Genomic DNA, 19,784 nt, shown 5'->3' with positions numbered 1-19,784 from the left:
TTTACTCATTTGTAGTATGGTTGACAAGCTAATTAAGAAACCAAATGTCGACCAAAGAATAACGAAACAGAATAGCGATTTTTACGAAAATGATGGATTATTTTATGGTTTTCCTAAATTGCAGCACCGGATAAATTGTTTGCCATGAAATTAACGATCAAAAAAAGAGCGGGCTTTGACGGGCAGCGTTTAATTGTGGTGCCTAAAAAGATCGGCACCGATTTTTTAACCAAAGACCCTATTACCAAACATATCTATATCACCGATATAGGATACTATCCCAAGGCGCATCACCACTATGTTGACCGTACCCAGGGTGTGGCGCAGCATATTATTATCTATTGCGTGGAAGGAGAGGGCTGGGTAAGCCTGGATAAAAAAAAGGTGCATATTTCACCCTCGCAGTTTATTGTAATACCCGCCAATAAAGCACATAAATATGGTGCGGACGAAAATAATCCATGGACAATTTACTGGGTACACTTTAAAGGACATATTTCAGATCATGTGGTAGGATTATTACAACAGCACTTACAGAATTACCGGCCGCATATCAGTTATAATGAAAACCGGATAAAGCTGTTTGAGGAAATATATAATAACCTGGCCAATGGGTACAGCAGCGATAATTTACGGTATGTGAATATGACCTTTTATCATTTCCTGTCATCGCTGATCTACGAGGATAAATTCAATAATAATGCGGCCGCTACGGTGGCCAATCCTGTTAATATCACCATTAAATATATGCAGAGTAAGATACAGGAGGTGATCACTTTGCAGGAACTAGCCCAGGCAGTTAACTTATCGGTTTCTTATTTCTCCGCTTTATTCCGGCAGCAGACCGGTTATTCGCCTATTGAATATTTTAACCATTTAAAAGTGCAGGAGGCTTGCCAGTATTTATCCTTCAGTACCTTATCGGTAAAGGAAATGGCGGCAAAACTGGGTATAGAAGACCAGTATTACTTTTCCAGGATGTTCTCCAAATTAATGGGTATGTCGCCTACGGAATACAGGAAGAAGAACGGGGCAGTGACGAGAGAGAATTGACAACAGGCAAGTGACAATGGACACGTGACAGTTGATAATTTAAAAATTATGGCTTATCCCAATAAGTATTTACAATATGTTTTAATATACCGGTATACGATTTTAAGTGTACAGGCTGGCTAAAGGTATAAAACTGGTCGTGGGTAGTATGAAAGCCCATGTAAAAAAGCCAAAATCCCAGCGATAGATAAGGTACTGCCGCTAATTCCTGTTCAGTAACAACACGTTTTGCACGATATCCGGTAAGGAAAGTTTGGTAGGCATCATCGGCTGCCTGCTGTGTCATCCGGCCGGTATATACATCTAAAGCCAGGTGTTGCCAAAAGGTCATTATATCATTCACCAGCCAGCCATAACCCATAAAATCAAAGTCGAAAAAGGTAACGGCATTATCCCGGAAGTGGAAGTTTTTCGGAAGAAAATCAAAGTGGCAATATCCTTCGGCGAAACCGGATGCAGAGAGTTGCGCTAATTTTTCAGCAGCATGACCTGCTGTCTCTTTTAACCAGGCATATGCTTCGGGGTTTTGTTCAAAGGGCAGCCGGAGTTTTTCTAAAGGCCTGAAGAGGGTAGTGTCAGGATCGAAACGCCACCTGGCATCACCTAATTTGATGGTTGACGATACAATATGAAAACCTGCCATTTCATGGCCAAGATTGCGCAGTTGTGTTTCATTTAATAACCTGACCACTTCACCCGGTGCATAACTGAACAATACGCCATATCTTTCCCCTTCCGCTGCTTCCAGTTTAATAATTGTTTCTCCGGCAATATCAGCAACCGGGTAGGATACCGATACGTCGGCCTGTTTCAGGGCTTGTAATAACTGCACTTCCTCTTTTATCTGCGGCAAACTTCTGTGGGTGGCACGGTAGATCCTCAGTATAAAACGGGTTTCCGGTGATATTACCAGGTATGTATCACCCACTCCCCGCACCAGGAATTTACATTGGACATTTCCCAACGGGTATTTTTCTGAGATGAGTGTGGCTAATGCCAGCGGGCAAAGGGTAGAATAAGTAGCCGGGAATATAGATTTCATGTGGTAAAATTAATTGAATAGTTTATTTAGGGCCGATAGTCTTTTCAAGCCTGGCTCATCATTCGTTGATCCGTCTTTATAAATGATGTGGATACTGTTGATGGCTATTGATAGCCTGTTATCCGTTATCTGTTGCCTATTACCTGCTGTTTGCTAATATCTTTTCGTTTTAATCATTCCTCCCTGATTGTTAATTGTCACTTGTCCATTGTCACTTGTCAATTGTCCATTGTCAATTGTCCATTGTCAACTGTCCTGTGCCGTTCATAAAATGTGGATTGTCTTCTCCGGCTAAATTCATACTTTTAAACTTTAACATTTTCGAAGGATTTCTGAAAAAAAGTAGTCTAATACGTAAAAAAAATCTGCAAATGAGAAAAATCAGTCCTCGCAGTAAGTTTTTCTTTGCCTTTCTGAACTTGCTGTTGATCCAGTTATCAATTGTTGCGCAACCCACGTTCCCCGAAAACGGGGTGAACGATGCCCGCCATGGTTATTATGCCTTTACCAATGCCACTATTGTGAAAGATGGTACTACTACCATTTCAAATGGTACCCTGGTTATTAAAGATGGTAAAATTGTACAAGTAGGGGCCGGTTTGGCTGCCCCCGCAGGCGCCGTAGTGGTTGACTGCAAGGGTAAGTTCATTTACCCCTCGTTAATTGATATGTACGCAGACTATGGTATCCCGGCTGCTGAAAGACCAAGTATCGCAGGCGGATTTGGCCGTACAGCCCAGATGGAGACCAATGTAAAAGGCCCTTACGGCTGGAACCAGGCTTTAAAAACGGAAACGGATGCTTACCGTGTTTTTGCCGTGGATGATGCCAAAGCGAAACAACTACGTGATGCCGGCTTTGGTACCGTACTTACCCATGTTAGAGATGGTATTGCCCGTGGTACCGGCGCCGTGGTAACACTGGCCAGCCAGAAAGAAAACCTGGTAATTGTAAAAGAGAAAGCTTCCGCCCATTACTCGTTCAGTAAAGGAACATCTACTCAAAGCTACCCAAGCTCTATGATGGGAACCATCGCTTTATTACGTCAAACTTTTATGGATGCACAGTGGTACAAAACCAACCCGGCCAGCGAAGGTTTGAATATTACTCTGAAATCCTGGAATGACAATTTAAGCCTGCCCCAGGTGTTTGAGGCCAATGATAAATGGAATAACCTGCGTGCCGATAAAATCGGTGACGAATTTGGTGTACAATATATTATTAAAGCCGGTGGTAACGAATACCAGCGTATCCAGGATATGAAAGAGACCAATGCTTCTTTCATTGTACCGCTCAACTTTCCCCAACCACAGGATGTGGAAGATCCTAATGATGCGGCTTATGTATCGTTAAGTGATATGAAACACTGGGAACTGGCGCCTACCAACGCGGCCGCTTTTGAAAAAGCAGGTATCAACTTTGCGTTGACCACAGCCGACCTACGCAGCCCGGCCCAGTTCTGGAGCAGCCTGCAGAAATCCATTCAATATGGCTTATCCGAAGCCAAAGCTATTGAGGCTTTAACTAAAACCCCCGCCACTTTAATGGGTGTTTATGATAAGGTAGGTAGTCTTGATGCCGGTAAGCTGGCCAATTTCCTGATCACTTCAGGACCCCTGTTAAATGAAAAAACAAGTATTTTATATAACTATGTACAGGGCATTAAATATGAAGTAAAACCGGATGTATCGCAGATCACCGGCCTGTATAAAGTGGCTGTAACTACGCCTACTGGTGTAGAAAACTACAATTTAAAAGTAACCGGCGCCAATGCGGCCAGTTTATATGCCAAAGATACCCTGAATGCCCGTTTCAGCTTTGATGGCAAACAGGTTAAATTAAGCTTTGCCCCGGCAGTTGCGCGTCAGCGTCCGGGTGGTGAAGGTGCACCGGGTGCAGGTGCTCCCCGTGGCGGTGGACGCGGAGGTGCCCAGGAATTACCGGTTACCGCTACCAAATTATCCGGTTTTGTAAGTGGTGACGAATGGAATGGTGTTGGTTCCGATTCTTTAGGAAACCCCTTAAGCTGGACTGCCTCCCTGGTAACCGCTGAAGCTCCTAAAGTTGATACGGCTGCCAAAAGAGCCGCTGCTCCTACCTTAGGCGCTCTTACTTTCCCGATGGAGCCATTTGGCTGGACTGCTGATCAAAAACCAAAACAGGAAACGATCCTGATTAAAAACGCCACCGTTTGGACCAATGAAAAAGACGGGGTGCTGAAAAATGCTGATGTATTGATTAAGGACGGTAAGATTGCCGGTGTTGGCAAAAACCTGTCCGCAGGCGGCGCCCGTGTAATTGACGGTACCGACAAACACGTTACTGCCGGTATTATTGATGAGCACTCGCATATTGCCGCTGCCTCTATTAATGAAGGCGGTCAGAGTGTAACTTCTGAAGTACGTATCGCTGATAACCTGAACCCCGATGATATCAACATCTATCGCCAGTTAAGCGGTGGTGTAACCACTTCACATATATTACACGGATCGGCCAATGTAATTGGTGGTCAGACCCAGTTAATTAAATTACGCTGGGGCGCAAATGCCGAAGACCTGAAGTTTAAAAACTGGATCGGCCAGATAAAATTTGCCTTGGGTGAAAACGTAAAACGTTCCAGCAGCACAACTGGTAATGTGCGTTACCCGGATACCCGTATGGGTGTGGAGCAGGTACTGGAAGATGCATTTACCCGTGCCAAAGATTACCAGAAAGCCTGGGCTGCCTATAACAATGCGAAAGATAAAAAAACAAGGGTAGCACCGCGCCGTGATATTGAGCTGGAAGCCCTGGTGGAAATTTTAGAGGAGAAAAGATTTATTACCTGTCACTCCTATGTACAAAGCGAAATTTTAGGTTCTATTGATATGGCCAATAAAATGGGCTATAAATACAATACGTTCACCCATATTTTAGAAGGGTATAAAGTAGCCGATAAAATGCTGGCGCATGGTTCCAATGCCTCTACTTTTGCTGACTGGTGGGCTTATAAAGTGGAAGTGGAAGACGCGATCCCTTATAATGCGGCTATCATGCAGAAAGTGGGCCTTAATGTAGCCATTAACTCAGATGATGCCGAAATGGCCCGTCGTTTGAACCAGGAAGCGGCCAAAGTAGTAAAATACGGTGGTGTAACCGAGGAAGAAGCATTAAAAATGGTAACTTTAAATCCTGCCAAAATGTTACATGTTGATGACAGGGTAGGTAGTATTAAAGTAGGTAAAGAAGGTGACGTGGTGTTATGGAGCGATCATCCTTTGAGTATCTATGCAAAATCTTTGTATACTATTGTTGACGGTACTGTTTATTTTGACCGTGCCAAAGACGAACAATTACAGAAAGATGTAGCTGCCGAGCGCCTGCGTTTGGTTCGTAAAATGAATGGTGAAAAACGTGCCGGTGTAGCCGTTACAGCCGCACAACCCACTTACACCATCATGCATAGCTGTATGGATCATGGTCACGATCATGGTTTATTGGTAATTGATGCGGAAGAATTTTAAACGACTAAACTTATTTACAATATGAAAAAGTATTTCATCATATTATTAAGCTTGTTTTGTACGCAGGCTTTTGGACAGGCAAACGTGTTGCCGGCCAAAGAACAATCAAAACTGGTGGTTATTAAAAACGCTACTATCCACGTAGGTAACGGCCAGGTGATCAACAACGGCGTTATTATTGTTAATAAAGGTAAAATTGAAAAAATAGGTACCAACCTGGCTATCCCGGTTGACGATGTACAGGTGATTGATGCTACCGGTAAACATGTTTATCCCGGTATAATCCTGCCTACCAGCAAAACGGGCTTACTGGAAACGGGTTCTATCCGTGCCAGTAACGATGTAAGGGAGATCGGCGACCTCAACCCTAATGTGCGTTCCATTGTTGCCTATAACTCCGATTCAAAGGTGATCAATACCCTGCGTTCCAACGGTATCTTATTTGCGAATGTAGTACCACAGGGTTCCTTACTGGCGGGTACTTCTTCTGTAGTACAATTAGATGCCTGGAGCTACCAGGAAGCGGCCTACCTGACCGATGGCGGTATGCATTTGTACTTCCCATCGCTGATGGCACGTCCCAGCTTTCGTGGCGGTGGCGGCCGTGGTGGCCCCAATGCCGGCGGTCCTGCACCTGACCCGGTAAAAGATGGCCTGGAAACACTGGAGAAAGTTAAAACCTTCTTCAGCGAAGCAAAAGCTTACCTGGCTAATCCTACCAAAACAGAGACCAACCTGAAATTTGAAGCAACCAAAAAACTGTTTGCCAAAAAACAAAAACTATATGCACACGCCGATACCGAAAGACAGATACTGGCAGCTATCGATTTTGTAAAGGAATTTGGTTTTGACCTGGTAATTGTAGGGGGAAGCGAAAGTTATAAAGTAACCGACCTGCTGAAAAAATACAATGTAGCGGTTATCCTGGCCCAGGCTCACCGTTTACCTACCATGAAGGATGATGATGTGGACCAGCCTTACAAAACAGCGGCGGCTTTACATAAAGCCGGTGTGTTGTACACCTTAACCGATGAGGACGATCACAACCGTGGCCGTAATGTTATCTTTAATGCCGGTACTACTGCCGCTTATGGTTTAAACAAAGAAGAAGCCTTACAGGCCATCACTTTAAATGCTGCCAAAGTATTGGGTATTGCCGATAAAACCGGCAGCCTGGAAGTAGGTAAGGATGCCAATATCGTGATCAGCAGCGGTGATCTACTGGACATGCGTACCAGCAATGTGACCGAAGCCTTTATCCAGGGCCGTAAAATTGACCTGGATAACAAACAAAAACAATTGAATGACCGTTACGTAGAAAAATACGAACTGAAAAAAGCATTCTAAAAAAAACAGATCATATAAAAAGCCGGGAAATTGTCCCGGCTTTTTTGTTTACTTAATTGCCTCCGGGTCTATATACTATTATCTAAATACTACTATCTATATACTACCATCTACTTCAAATGATTTACTTTTATAGGCATATTGATCATCCACGAACGGGTAATAAGGAATAACCGGCATCTCTAAAACTTAAGTATATGAAATATGTATTCATGATGGTATTGCTTGGCAGCCTGGTACTGGCCAAGGCGCAGACCAATACCGGCAGTAATTTTTTTAAAGACAATTACGAGGAACTGAGCTTTCACATTCCCATGCGCGATGGCATCAAGCTGTTTACCATTGTGTATGTACCAAAGGATAAAACCAAAACCTATCCTTTTTTGCTCAACCGTACGCCTTACAACGCTTCTAACTATGCCAATTTCCGGGGTGGTAATTACCCTTCAAAATACTTAATTGAAAGCGGTTATATGCTGGTATACCAGGATGTAAGGGGCCGTTATAAAAGCGAAGGTTTGTACAACAATATGACCCCGAATATCCCCGGCAATAACCCGAAGAATAAAAAAGATATTGATGAAAGCTCCGATACCTGGGATACGATTGACTGGCTGGTAAAAAATGTAAAAGGCAATAATGGCCGTGCAGGTATCTATGGTGTATCCTATCCCGGCTTTTACAGTGCGGCAGCTTTGCCCGATGCACACCCTGCTTTAAGGGCTGTGTCGCCACAGGCGCCCATTGCGGATTTCTTCTTTGACGATTTTCACCACAACGGTGTTTACCTGCAAAGTTATACCGGTGCTTTTGCGGTATTCGGCTACCAAAAAAAAGACACTACCTCTAAAAACTGGTTTGATGAGGAACTGGGCCGTTTCTTTAAGATCAATGCAAAAGACGGCTACCAGTACCACCTGGCACAGGGTCCGCTAAAAACTTTTACCGAAGGTATTCACCGTGATAACTTTTTCTGGAAACAGATCATCGATCACCCTAACTATGATACTTTCTGGCAAAAACGCAGCATCCTGCCACACTTAAAAAATATAAAGCCCGCTGTATTGACCGTGGGCGGCTGGTTTGATGCGGAAGACCTGTATGGCCCCATCAATATTTACAAGACCATTGAAAAAACAACACCCACGGCCAAAAGCACCATCGTAATGGGCCCCTGGGCACATGGCGATTGGGCCAGGGAGACCGGTAAATCCATTCACAACCATATTTACTTTGGCGACAGCATCTCTACCTTCTACCAGGTAAACATTGAAAAGCCCTTCTTTGAATACTATTTAAAAGATGTGGGCAATCCGGAAATCCCCGAAGCCTATATGTATGATACCGGTATTAAAAAATGGGAGAAGTTTAAACAGTGGCCGCCCACTGATATTCCCCCGGTGAACTTATACTTTGGCAGCGATGGCCGTTTATCAATCAACAAACCATTGGATAAAAATGCGGTGTTTGATTATATCAGCGACCCGGCTAAACCGGTTCCCTATACCTCGCAAACCGAGGTGCTTACTTTTACCCCACGCCGTTTTATGAGCGATGACCAGCGCCAGGCATCAACCCGCCCCGATGTGCTGACTTTTGAAACTGATACTTTAACCGACCCCATTACCATTGCGGGCGAAATACTGGCTAAATTAAAAGTAGCCATCAGTACCACCGATGCCGATTTTATTGTAAAACTGATCGACGTATACCCGCAGGATCATCCTAACTACGAGCATAACCCGGCCAATATCAGCATGGGCGGTTACCAACAACTGGTACGCAGCGAGGTATTCAGGGGCCGTTTCCGAAACAGCTTTGAAAAACCGGAGCCTTTTGTGCCCGGTCAGCCAACGGATGTCAATATCCGCCTGCAGGATGTATTGCATACGTTTAAACCGGGCCATAAGATCATGATACAGGTGCACAGTACCTGGTTCCCTTATATTGACCGCAACCCGCAGAAATATGTAGATAATATTTATAAAGCCGAAAAAGAAGATTTTATTAAATCAACTATCAAGGTATTTGGCTCATCTGAAATAAGTGCCGGCGGTACCCAAAGTACAGAAACAAGAAAAGCGTTTTAATGGGGGATAGTTCATAGTTGATGGTTGATGGTTCATAGTTGACAGGTACACGAAACATGGATCAATGCGAACTATACAACTTGTGACAACAACAGCGCATTAAAAAAGCAGACCAGGTACGGTCTGCTTTTTTACTTTTTACTTTTAAACTTTTAATGATCTTTATCCCAAAGCCGCTAAACTTTCGGTGATCGCTTTTATCTTCTCTTCTGCATCGGCTTTCTTCTTTTGTTCCACCGCTACTATCTCCGGTTTGGCATTCTGTACAAACTTTTCGTTGGACAGTTTTTTCTCTACCGAAGCCAAGAACCCTTCGTAATAGGCCAGGTCTTTTTGCAACTGCTCTTTTTGGGGAGCAGTATCAATAACGTTTTCTGTAGCAATATAAAAAGTGTTTTTGTGTAAAACCACATTTATACATTCCGGTACCAGTTGCGATACATAAACCACTTCTTTGGCATTTACCAGTTTGGCCAGTATGGTCTCAAATGCTTTGAAATCAGCGACTGTATCGGTTTGAATGTTCAGGGTAACTGTTTCTTTTGGCTTTAAGGACGCTTTTGTCCGGGCATCGCGAATGGCCGTAATGCTTTCTTTTAATAACTCTCCCTGTTGCAATATCGTGTTATCGGCCTGTGTGGTAAACGTAAACTGTTTTACACACAAATCATCTTGCTGTGGTTGTAACAGGTGATAAACCTCTTCAGTAATAAAGGGCATAAAGGGATGCAGCAACTGCATCAGCTCTTCAAAGAAACTAACGGTCTGCTGGTAAGTAGCAGTATGTATCGGTTGTTCAAAACCTGGTTTGATGAATTCAAGATACCAACTGCAGAAATCATCCCAAATCAGGGAGTAGAGAACTTTTAAAGCTTCGCTTAAACGGAACTCTTTATATAACTTTTCTACCTGGTCCTTGGCTTCGGCCAGCCGGCTGTTAAACCAGGCAATGGCAAAAGCACCTTCATTCTGGTAGCCTTCCTCACTGGTTTGGCGGCCTTCCAGCATCTTCACCAGTTTCAGGGCATTCCAGAACTTGTTATTAAAAAACTTACCCTGGTCACAGCTGCTCGCATCAAATAACAGGTCATTACCGGCAGGGGATGATATCATAATGCCGAAACGAACCGCATCAGCGCCATAATTATCAATCAGCTCCAGCAGGTCCGGTGAATTACCCAGGCTCTTACTCATCTTCCGGCCCTGTTTATCCCTTACCATGCCGGTAAAATACACATCGCTGAAAGGTTTCTGGTGTTCATACTCCATACCCGCCATGATCATCCTGGCCACCCAGAAAAAGATAATATCCTGGCCGGTTACCAGTACCGAAGTAGGATAGTAGTATTTTACTTCCGGGTTACCGGGGTTGGAAATACCTTTAAATACTTCGGTGGGCCATAACCAGGAGGAGAACCATGTATCCAGTACATCTTCATCCTGTTTCAGGTTATCCGGTGTAAAGCCATGCTCAGTGGCAAATAAGGCTTTGGCATCGGCTTCGGTAGCCGCTACCACAAACTTACCGTCCGCATCGTACCAGGCAGGTATCTGCTGGCCCCACCACAACTGGCGGCTGATACACCAGTCCTTTACATTCTCCAGCCAATACTTATACGTTGCTAAAAATTTATCACCCGGGTGAATCTTGATCCGTCCTTCCGTTACTTCTTTCAAAGCCGGTTCGGCCAGGTCCTTCATTTTTACAAACCATTGGGTACTGATACGTGGCTCTACCACCGCATTGGTGCGTTGCGAATTACCTACACGGGTGCTGTACTCTTCTTCTTTAATTAAACTGCCGTTCTCACGTAAAAAATTCACCACCTGTTTACGGGCTTCAAAACGCTCCAGGCCTACAAAATGTTCCGCAGCTGCGCTGATGGTGCCGTCTTCATTCAGGGTATCAACAATCGGTAACTGGTGTTTTAGGCCCAGGTTATAGTCGTTAATATCATGTGCCGGGGTTACTTTCAGGGCGCCGGTACCAAATTCCTTATCTACATACTCGTCAAAAATCAGGGGTACGGCACGGTTCACGATCGGTACAATGATCTTGCGGCCTTTAAACGGCAGGTAACGCTCATCCGTAGGGTTAACGCACACGGCGGTATCGCCCATAATGGTTTCGGGGCGTTGCGTGGCAATCACAATATATTCTTCCGTTGGCTGATCGTTGGCATCGGCCACGGCATATTTTACATAATACAATTTACCCTGTATATCCTTGTACTCCACTTCCTCATCGCTGAGGGCGGTTTTGGCCACAGGATCCCAGTTAATCATACGGGCACCACGGTATATCAGTCCTTTTTTATACAGGTCAATAAACACCTTTATCACCGCCTTATAATAATCCTCGTCCATGGTAAAGGTTACGCGGTTCCAGTCCACGCTGCAACCCAGGCGTTCAATCTGGTTATAAATAATGCCGCCGTATTTATCCTTCCATTGAAAAGCATATTCCAGAAACTCCTGGCGGCTCAGTGTATTTTTATCAATATTCTTCTCCTTCAGCATCTGTACCACTTTGGCTTCGGTGGCAATGGAAGCATGGTCGCTGCCGGGTACCCAGCAGGCATTAAAGCCGCTCATCCGGGCTTTGCGCACCAGAATATCCTGCACGGTCTCGTTCAGGGTATGGCCCATATGTAATACACCCGTTACATTGGGTGGGGGAATCACCACGGTAAAAGCAGGCCGCTCGTCCGGGGTACTGTTAAAATATTGTTTCGCCTTCCAGTGCTCGTTCCACTTGGTTTCAATAGCACCGGGTTCAAAGTTTTTGCTTAATTCCATAAGGCCGCAAAATTACCACTTTTTCGCATTAGAACGAGGGAATCTTGTCTATTTAGGCATAGGCTAAGCGGCTGATTCACCGTAACCTATACCCGATACCGGAAAAAAGCAATAACCCGGATAATCCGCTTTAAAATTTCTCATTTCCAAATTACCAAATTGCCAAATTAACTAATTGTCTCATTGGCTAATTGTTTTGGGCTTTCACCGTCCCGTTCCCTGTTCAGCTGTAGTTCCCGCTGCTCCGGGCTCCGCTTCGCTCCGGTGCTTTGTTGCACGCCGCACTAAACCCTGCGCATCGGGCAGCCCTGGGGCTGTTGAATAAAACCTGTACAATGGCCGCAAAACAGGGCGTAAAATATTATTGAAGAGATCGGTTTATCTCATTAACAGAAGAATTAAATTCGTACAGTTGTGACAAAAAATAAATGAATAAAAAAACAGGACTAAAAACTGAATAGTATGTGCAGGTATGCGATGGTCAGGTACAAACCCCATTATGCCTGTTTTTTGTGTCGGAAAACATTTAAACGGCGGTTAATGTGGGATATTGACAAAGGGGATAAAACAACTGATATAGAGGCTAAATGCCCGCAATGCTGTGAACTCATGGCTAATATGGGACTTGACTTTGCTGCACCTAAAAAGGAAGCTGTAAGGGAATGGAAGCATATTGAAAACCTGTATACGGTGGGGATCAGTTTTCATTCCTGCGGCTGTTCGGGCCCTGGTTATATCCCAAGGTCTACTGAGCAGCTTATAGAATATTTTAACGACACATTACAAGACTATCATACACAATTAAAATTCTGGCAAAACAGGACAGAGCCCGGGAATAAAAAAGAAATTGACCGGGAGAAGAGTAAAAACGAGGATTTCCTGTGGAGGGTTCCGGTTGAAAGGAACTCTGAAAAGGGTATCATTTTAAATGAGGATGCAAAAAAATATTGGCTGGGCAGGATTCGGGAAGTAGAAGAAAAATTATCCATTATAAAATCACAGGCAATATAATCGCTATGGAAACAAATGATACTAAAAACAAACCGGGCCCGGTTGCGGATATATACGCCCAAACCTTCTATCATGGTACCAAAGCCGACTTTAAAGAAGGCGACCTGATCGGCCCTGGTTTTAATTCCAACTATGGTACCAATAAAAAAGCCGTATATGTGTACCTGAGTGCCACACTGGACGCGGCTACCTGGGGCGCCGAGCTGGCCCTGGGCGATGGCCCGGGGAGGATCTATATTGTGGAGCCAACGGGTACCATCGAAGATGATCCCAACCTCACGGATAAAAAATTCCCGGGGAACCCCACTAAGTCCTACCGTTCCAAAGAGCCGATCAGGGTTATTGGTGAGGTGAAGGACTGGCAGGGGCATCCGCCGGAAGTACTGCAAAAAATGAAAGATCACCTGGAGGAACTGAAACGACTGGGGATTGAGGCAATAGAGGATTAAATAAAAATAGTTGAGTTTTATTTACTGCAAAAAGCTACCCCATTGAATAATAAAGGACTTGTACTAACTGCAATTATCTTCTTCCTCCTGATTAATACAATCTATTATTGGGAAGGAAAGCTTGATCTTTGGGCTATTCCGGTCTTTTTATTATTGGCCTTTGTATATGCCTTGTTGGCATTTGCATTACTTAGGCAAATTTTCTTTGCTTTTAGAGAAAAATTTGTCAATAAGCAGCGGTTATATCGTATTGGCTTATTGATCATTGTGGTAGGATTAACATTGTATAAACCATACGGGTTAATCAATTTTGATAAGCTGGAAGGGGAGGATATGCTGGTGGCGGGAGGTGAAGGTGCTGCTAACTGTAGCACCATATTTAAACTAAAAGATGATTTTACATTCAGGGAGTGGGTTGGCTGTTTTGGGGTAACAGAAACCAGGGGGAAATATTACCTGCAAAATGATACCATTTTCTTCACTAATCAGCGAAGCAGCAGACCTGGGGATCAGTTGTATCAATTTGCGGTGATCCGTCCTTCCATTTGGGGCAGCAGTAAAATTTTTGCCGACCTGGTACGATATAAAGATATGTCCGATACTAGCGGGCATATACTTGGCATAACAAAAAATGAATTGACCCAATTGATGAAAATACAGGCGGAAAAGAATCCGGTTAATTAAAAATTTTATCATGCCCTTTTCGTTAAGAAAAATAAATAAAAGATAGCTGCTGATTGTTTAAGTATTGACAATACGCTGTTAACTCTAAGTCCCCTTTGAACAGGTAAAAATTAACGCTAAACATAACTTACGGTGGAAAACCAAACTGCTCCCAAATTTTATGGGCTCGATCATCTGCGAGCCCTGGCCATCATCCTCGTTTTTTTATTTCATTATTATATTTTAAGTGGCGGACAACCGGCCTGGTTACCCGATGCGGCTTCCTTTGGATGGACCGGGGTAGACCTGTTTTTTGTGCTGAGCGGCTTTTTAATTTCCTTCCAGCTTTTTACACAAATAAAAGCCGGGCAAACCATAGTATTTAAAACCTTTTTCTTAAAAAGATTTTTCCGCATTATACCTGCCTTCCTGGTAACAGTGGCCCTGTACTTCTGCATCCCTTTCTTCCGGGAAAAAGAAAGCCTGCCGCCGCTGTGGAAGTTTTTAACCTTTACCCAAAACCTGGGGCTTGATCTGCGGGTATACCGCACTTTCTCCCATGCCTGGTCACTTTGCGTGGAAGAACATTTTTACCTGTTCCTGCCTTTAATACTGATCTTCTTGCAATCAAAAAAATGGTTGGGTAAAGGCTGGTGGCTGCTGACGGCCTTTTTTTTATTGGGTTTCCTGGCAAGGGTATATAGCTATAACACACTGTACCTGCCTGCCAGTGAAGAACAATATAGCTGGGCCACCTGGTACAAATACATCTATTATCCCACTTATAACCGGTTGGATGGCCTGTTGGTGGGGGTGGGTATAGCGGCCATATACCGCTTTGTACCGGGATTATGGAGCCGGCTTACCCGGTACGGGAACCTGTTCATTATTGCCGGACTCCTCATTTTAACCGGGGCTTATTTTGTATGCGAGGACCAAATGACCTTTTACGCATCCGTATGGGGCTTCCCGCTTATTGCCCTGGGTTATGGCTGCCTGGTAACAGGCGCTGTTAGCCCCAATAGTTTTTTATACAAATGGCATTCAAAAGTCACTACTGCCATTGCTACCTTGTCATATGCCATTTACCTCACCCATAAAGGCGTTATCCATATGACCCATCGTTTGCTGGAAGATTTTAAGCTGGATGCCAACTTGTTGCTGGTGATCAGTATGGCAACCTGTGTACTATTTGCCTGGGCATTGCACCTGCTGGTAGAGAAGCCTTTCATGCAGCTACGGAAAAAAATCGTGAAGTCCTGATACCTGTAAAAAGTTACTTCCATTGGTCACAAAAATTAGCCGGGATGAGATACTTGTAATAATTTTAATACAGAAAGTAACTATTAAAAATCACTTTCAACAACTCATACTTTAAAACACTACAACCATGGCAACTGTTAATGTTTACCTCACTTTTAATGGTAACTGCAAAGAAGCGTTTGATTTTTACAGATCGGTATTCGGCGGCGATTATCCCTATGTAGGCACTTTTGGCGAAATGCCACCTGCGGAAGGCAAGACCATGCCGGAGGCCGATAAGGATAAGATCATGCATATATCCCTGCCTATTTCCAAAGAAACCATCCTGATGGGGAGTGATACCGGTGGTGAATGGGCCGCACATTTTAACCAGGGTAATAATGTTTCTCTATCTGTTAACACTGAATCCAGGGCAGAAGCAGAGAAGCTGTTCAATGGTCTTTCTGCCGGAGGACAGGTAACCATGCCACTGGCAGATACCTTCTGGGGCGCTTATTTTGGTATGTGGACCGATAAATTCGGCATTAACTGGATGGTAAACTATGATGATCCTGCAAAAAAGCCACAACAGTAAAATAAAAACTGCGAAACAACCCGTTTCGCAGTTTTACTTTTTAACCCGGAGATAATGAACTTTATTTTTACAGCTTAAGAACAACATATCATGGATATAGATAAAGCCATACAAACGATGATCGAAAACCTGTACAAAAACACAGGTAAAACCCTGGAACAATGGATAGCCATTGTGAATAAAGAAAATTTTACGAAACACGGGGAGATCATTAAGTTTTTAAAAGAAAAACACGGCCTGACCCATGGTTTTGCCAACCTGGTAGGGCACAGGGCAAAAGCTACCGATGCTGCTTCGGCTGCAAACCCTGACGACCTGGTGGTGAGCCAGTACAAGGGAAAGGAAAACCTGAAGCCTATCTACGACAAACTGATTGCAGCGGTCAATGCCTTTGGAAAGGATATTGAACTGGCTCCTAAAAATGCCTATGTAAGCCTGCGCCGGAAAAAACAATTTGCTACGATTGGGCCAGCTACCAAAACCAGGATTGAGATAGGACTTATCCTGAAAGGAGAAACTGCAAGCGGTAAACTGGAAGCCGAAAAACCGAATGCCATGTGTACGCATAAAATTAAAATCACTGATAGTAAAGAGGTGGATAAAGAAGTGATCGGCTGGCTGAAGAAAGCCTATGAAAATGCCGGGTAAATGTATACGTAGTATATAAAGTTAAAATCATTTATGTATGAGTGCCAATAAAACCACGGCTACTAAAATGGATGTGGCCGCTTTTATCCGGAGTTCAGATCCTAAAAAAGTGGAGGACAGCTTTACCCTGGTTGCCTTAATGGAACGCCTTTCGGGTGAAAAAGCTACCATGTGGGGACCATCCATCATCGGCTTTGGTAAATACCATTACAAGTATGCCAGCGGCCGCGAAGGAGATATGTGCCGGATCGGTTTTTCGCCTCGCAAAGACAAGTTTTCCCTGTATGTACTGGACTGTGATGAGAAAGACCAGCTAGCCCTGGTGAAGGACCTGGGCAAGGTAACCATGACCGTATCCTGTATCTACTTTAAAAAGCTGGCCGACCTGGATATGGGTGTATTGGAAAAACTGATCACATTATCTTTAGAACGGACTAAAGTTAAATGGGGCTGATATGAGCAGGACAAATAACTGGCTGGAAGAAACGGAACTGGTGATCTCGGTATTGGATAATACGGAGATGGAGAAAGCCGTAAAATGGGGAGGCGATGTGTATACCATCAATGGAAAAAATGTAGTGAGTTATGGCGGGTTTACCAATCATTTTTCCATTTGGTTTTATAACGGGGTTTTTCTCACCGATCCGGATAAAGTGCTGCTGAATGCCAATGAAGCGAAGACAAAGGCTTTGCGGCAATGGCGTATAACGGATGTAAAAGAGCTGGACAAAAAGAAACTGCGGGCCTATGTACTGGAGGCCATTAAAAACGAAAAAGAAGGAAAATCATGGAAACCTCAGCGATCGGCAGCGTTAACTATTCCTGCCTCTTTACAGAAAGCATTTAAAAAGTACAAGGGTTTAAAAACGGCCTTTAACACGCTTCCGCCTTATAAACAGAAAGATTATATAGAACATTTTACCACCGCGAAAAAAGAAGAGACCAACCTGGCCCGTGTAGAAAAAAGTATTCCGTTAATTTTGCAGGGCATCGGCCTCCACGATAAATATAAAAAGTAAGTGTGCAATGAATGCAGTACCAACTGAACCGGCAATAAGATTAAGAAAAGCAAAGAATGAAGATAGTGCGGTGATCTGGACCATCCTGCAACAGGCTATTGAACAAAGAAGACTGGATGGCAGCACCCAATGGCAGGATGGCTATCCTAACCCCGCAAGTATACAGGCCGATATTGATAACGGCTATGGTTTTGTGCTGGTAACCGGTGATGATACTGTAATAGCGTATGCTGCTGTTATACTAAATAATGAGCCGGCCTATGAGGCCATAGAAGGCAAATGGCTGACCAATGACGATTTTTTTGTAGTACACCGGGTGGCTGTTTCCAATACCATGAAGGGGAAAGGCATTGCTACCGAACTGTTCCGTTTACTGGAACCTTTTGCCATAGCTCAAAATGTATTCAGTATTAAAGTAGATACCAATTTTGATAATGCACCCATGCTGAAAATACTGGACAGGCTGGGTTATACTTACTGCGGTGAAGTGTTTTTCAGGGGCAGTTCCAGGAAGGCTTTTGAAAAAGTGTTAACAGTATAACTTAGAGGGACTTTCTTACTTATTGCATAGAAGCTTTTATTTCACTGCACAGGTACCGGCTGCCATTATTAACCGCCTGTATTGCGATCAGCAATTCAGCTGCTATGGATGTTTTGGTTAAAAAACCATTAGCACCCAGATCTAAAAACGCCTGGGCATAAGCCGGGTTATTATGCGAACTGAACGCAATGATCTTGGTATCGGGCAGGGCTTCTTTTATACGCTTCGCTACTTCCAAACCGTTTACCTGTTTCATTACTACATCTACCAGCAAAAAATGCGGCTGCAGTAACAGGGTTTGTTCAATGGCGTGTTCGCCATTCTTACAACTGGCCACAACCTGTAAATGGTTTTGCTGTGACAGTATTTCTTCAATGGTGGTACGCATCAGGTCGTGGTCATCGGCCAGTACAATGCGTATGGGAGCTACAGTAGTCATTGCCTTAATTTTTACCGGCTATTCAAGGATAAGGAATTACGACAGTAAAAATACTATTTAGCTAAGGTATAATTACTTTTGATTTTTCCTAGGTATTTTTCTTGTTTTGTTTGTTAAATTTTTAATATAATGATTTACAACTAGTTAAGATTGTATATGATTAAGTAAAAACTCGTAAAAATACGGTTTGTAAAACGTTATTTTACTGGTTAGTATTGTGGCGATCCCGGTAAATAAAAATTTAAACTTTAGTTACCATTGCTAAACTGGTATCATGTTTTTTACATATTTTCAGGCATAACATAGAAACTAATGAAAAGAGAATTAACATCATGGTATAGCCCGTCACTTGACAAGGAAATGCCTATTGCTACTTATGGAGATTACGGATTTGCTTTACTGCTTGTGCCTACTGCTGCTGCCGATTACCTGGAATATGAAAGGTTCCAGTTGATCGATGCTATTGCCCCGTTCATTAACGCCGGAAGGATAAAGGTTTTCTCCATTGACAGTATCAATAACGAAAGCTGGTTAAATAATCATATGGACCCCTGGCAAAAATCAATTCGTCACCAGCAATGGAACAGTTATGTATATAACGAAGTTATACCTTTTATTAAAAATAGTACCAGTGCCGATACGCCTGTTATTATCAGCGGGGCTTCATTTGGCGCCCTGCACAGCATGAACCTGTTTTTAAAACGCCCCGATTTAATTAATGGTGTAATAGCCATGAGTGGTGTGTATGACCTGACCGAGTATACCAAAGGGCATTATGACGATAATGTTTATTTTAATAGTCCGCAGCATTATATACCACAACTGACTGATCATCATACCCTGGAGCAGATCCGTAAAAGCGGGCATATCCATATATTGACCGGTGCAGGCGCTTACGAAGATCCTGATGCCAGTGGCCGCTTTGGTAAAATACTGTATGATAAAGGCATCTGGTATGAACTGGATAACTGGGGACCTGATTATAAACATGACTGGCCCACCTGGCGTGCTATGTTGCCGCATTACCTGGGAACGAGGTTTTGAAACAATGGACAAGTGACAATTGACAATGGACAATAAGCAATTGATAAATTAAAGGAGGACGCTGCAGGGCGTCTTTTCTTATTTTGTTTATTGGCTGTCGTCATTTCGACCAACGGGAGAAAACTCCTACACTTTATGGTTTTAACCGCCAATGTAAAACCTTTGCATAACAGGATGCTGATTAGCGAACGGAACGATGAACGGAGCGTCGCAAGTAAAGCTGATCAGCATTACTACTGCTGGTAATAAAATAAAATAATATTTAACTAAAAGACGCATATACCTGCTGAGCAATCGCT

Annotated in this window: 17 protein-coding genes; 14 read left to right on the top strand and 3 right to left on the bottom strand. The window is 43.5% G+C overall.

The features are described from left to right. Nucleotides 1–144 precede the first annotated feature (144 nt). Nucleotides 145–1,053: an AraC family transcriptional regulator gene (locus tag ACFS6H_RS17970; RefSeq protein ID WP_386102257.1), complete on the top strand. Its 909-nt coding sequence runs from the start codon at nt 145–147 to the stop codon at nt 1,051–1,053. 46 nt (nt 1,054–1,099) lie between these two features. Here ACFS6H_RS17970 and ACFS6H_RS17965 read toward each other — a convergent pair whose 3' ends face one another. Next, complete coding sequence (locus ACFS6H_RS17965; protein WP_386102254.1) at nt 1,100–2,095, bottom strand: phosphotransferase enzyme family protein; 996 nt, start codon at nt 2,093–2,095, stop codon at nt 1,100–1,102. Between the two features lie 371 nt (nt 2,096–2,466). Here ACFS6H_RS17965 and ACFS6H_RS17960 point away from each other — a divergent pair, with 371 nt between their 5' ends. From ACFS6H_RS17960 to ACFS6H_RS17950, 3 genes are all read left to right on the top strand, one after another. Further along, nucleotides 2,467–5,598, top strand: a complete 3,132-nt coding sequence (locus ACFS6H_RS17960) for an amidohydrolase family protein (RefSeq protein ID WP_386102251.1) — start codon at nt 2,467–2,469, stop codon at nt 5,596–5,598. A gap of 21 nt (nt 5,599–5,619) precedes the next feature. Continuing rightward, a complete protein-coding gene (locus tag ACFS6H_RS17955) occupies nt 5,620–6,945 on the top strand; it encodes an amidohydrolase family protein (protein ID WP_386102248.1) in 1,326 nt (441 codons plus the stop codon). A 197-nt stretch (nt 6,946–7,142) separates the two neighbouring features. Beyond that, a complete protein-coding gene (locus ACFS6H_RS17950) occupies nt 7,143–9,035 on the top strand; it encodes a CocE/NonD family hydrolase (RefSeq protein ID WP_386102245.1) in 1,893 nt (630 codons plus the stop codon). 162 nt (nt 9,036–9,197) lie between these two features. Here ACFS6H_RS17950 and ACFS6H_RS17945 read toward each other — a convergent pair whose 3' ends face one another. Further along, nucleotides 9,198–11,834, bottom strand: coding sequence for a valine--tRNA ligase (locus tag ACFS6H_RS17945; protein ID WP_386102242.1), 2,637 nt, complete (start codon nt 11,832–11,834; stop codon nt 9,198–9,200). Nucleotides 11,835–12,374: 540 nt separating this feature from the next. Between ACFS6H_RS17945 and ACFS6H_RS17940 the strand changes: the two genes are divergently transcribed. The 9 genes from ACFS6H_RS17940 to ACFS6H_RS17900 all read left to right on the top strand — a co-directional run bounded on the left by ACFS6H_RS17940 (nt 12,375) and on the right by ACFS6H_RS17900 (nt 18,002). Further along, complete coding sequence (locus ACFS6H_RS17940) at nt 12,375–12,845, top strand: hypothetical protein (protein ID WP_386102239.1); 471 nt, start codon at nt 12,375–12,377, stop codon at nt 12,843–12,845. Nucleotides 12,846–12,850: 5 nt separating this feature from the next. Next, nucleotides 12,851–13,294: an NAD(+)--rifampin ADP-ribosyltransferase gene (gene arr, locus ACFS6H_RS17935; protein WP_386102236.1), complete on the top strand. Its 444-nt coding sequence runs from the start codon at nt 12,851–12,853 to the stop codon at nt 13,292–13,294. Between the two features lie 42 nt (nt 13,295–13,336). Further along, on the top strand, nt 13,337–13,978 hold the full coding sequence (locus tag ACFS6H_RS17930) for a hypothetical protein (protein WP_386102233.1): 642 nt from the start codon (nt 13,337–13,339) through the stop codon (nt 13,976–13,978). 132 nt (nt 13,979–14,110) lie between these two features. Then, nucleotides 14,111–15,220, top strand: a complete 1,110-nt coding sequence (locus ACFS6H_RS17925) for an acyltransferase family protein (protein ID WP_386102230.1) — start codon at nt 14,111–14,113, stop codon at nt 15,218–15,220. Between the two features lie 127 nt (nt 15,221–15,347). Then, entirely contained in the window at nt 15,348–15,794 is a 447-nt protein-coding gene (locus ACFS6H_RS17920) for a VOC family protein (protein ID WP_386102228.1), read from the top strand. Between the two features lie 90 nt (nt 15,795–15,884). Beyond that, nucleotides 15,885–16,442, top strand: a complete 558-nt coding sequence (locus tag ACFS6H_RS17915) for a DUF4287 domain-containing protein (protein WP_386102225.1) — start codon at nt 15,885–15,887, stop codon at nt 16,440–16,442. 37 nt (nt 16,443–16,479) lie between these two features. Further along, entirely contained in the window at nt 16,480–16,896 is a 417-nt protein-coding gene (locus tag ACFS6H_RS17910; protein ID WP_386102222.1) for a DUF1801 domain-containing protein, read from the top strand. Between the two features lies 1 nt (nt 16,897). Beyond that, nucleotides 16,898–17,461: a YdeI/OmpD-associated family protein gene (locus ACFS6H_RS17905; protein ID WP_386102219.1), complete on the top strand. Its 564-nt coding sequence runs from the start codon at nt 16,898–16,900 to the stop codon at nt 17,459–17,461. A gap of 7 nt (nt 17,462–17,468) precedes the next feature. Next, nucleotides 17,469–18,002 (top strand): GNAT family N-acetyltransferase, encoded by a 534-nt coding sequence (locus tag ACFS6H_RS17900; protein ID WP_386102216.1) that lies wholly within the window; start codon nt 17,469–17,471, stop codon nt 18,000–18,002. 19 nt (nt 18,003–18,021) lie between these two features. On the opposite strand, the gene ACFS6H_RS17895 is transcribed toward ACFS6H_RS17900, so the two are convergent. After that, the gene (locus ACFS6H_RS17895; RefSeq protein ID WP_386102213.1) at nt 18,022–18,441 is read right to left on the bottom strand and encodes a response regulator; all 420 of its coding nucleotides are present in this window, start codon (nt 18,439–18,441) and stop codon (nt 18,022–18,024) included. Nucleotides 18,442–18,753: 312 nt separating this feature from the next. On the opposite strand from ACFS6H_RS17895, the gene ACFS6H_RS17890 reads away from it, so the two are divergent. Beyond that, nucleotides 18,754–19,485: an esterase family protein gene (locus tag ACFS6H_RS17890; protein WP_386102210.1), complete on the top strand. Its 732-nt coding sequence runs from the start codon at nt 18,754–18,756 to the stop codon at nt 19,483–19,485. The last annotated feature ends 299 nt before the right edge of the window (nt 19,486–19,784 follow it).

The sequence above is a fragment of the Terrimonas rubra genome, from assembly GCF_042686025.1.
Lineage (GTDB): Bacteria > Bacteroidota > Bacteroidia > Chitinophagales > Chitinophagaceae > Terrimonas > Terrimonas rubra.
Note: the sequence above shows the minus strand (reverse complement) of the source record. Positions and strands in the feature narration are given on the sequence as shown.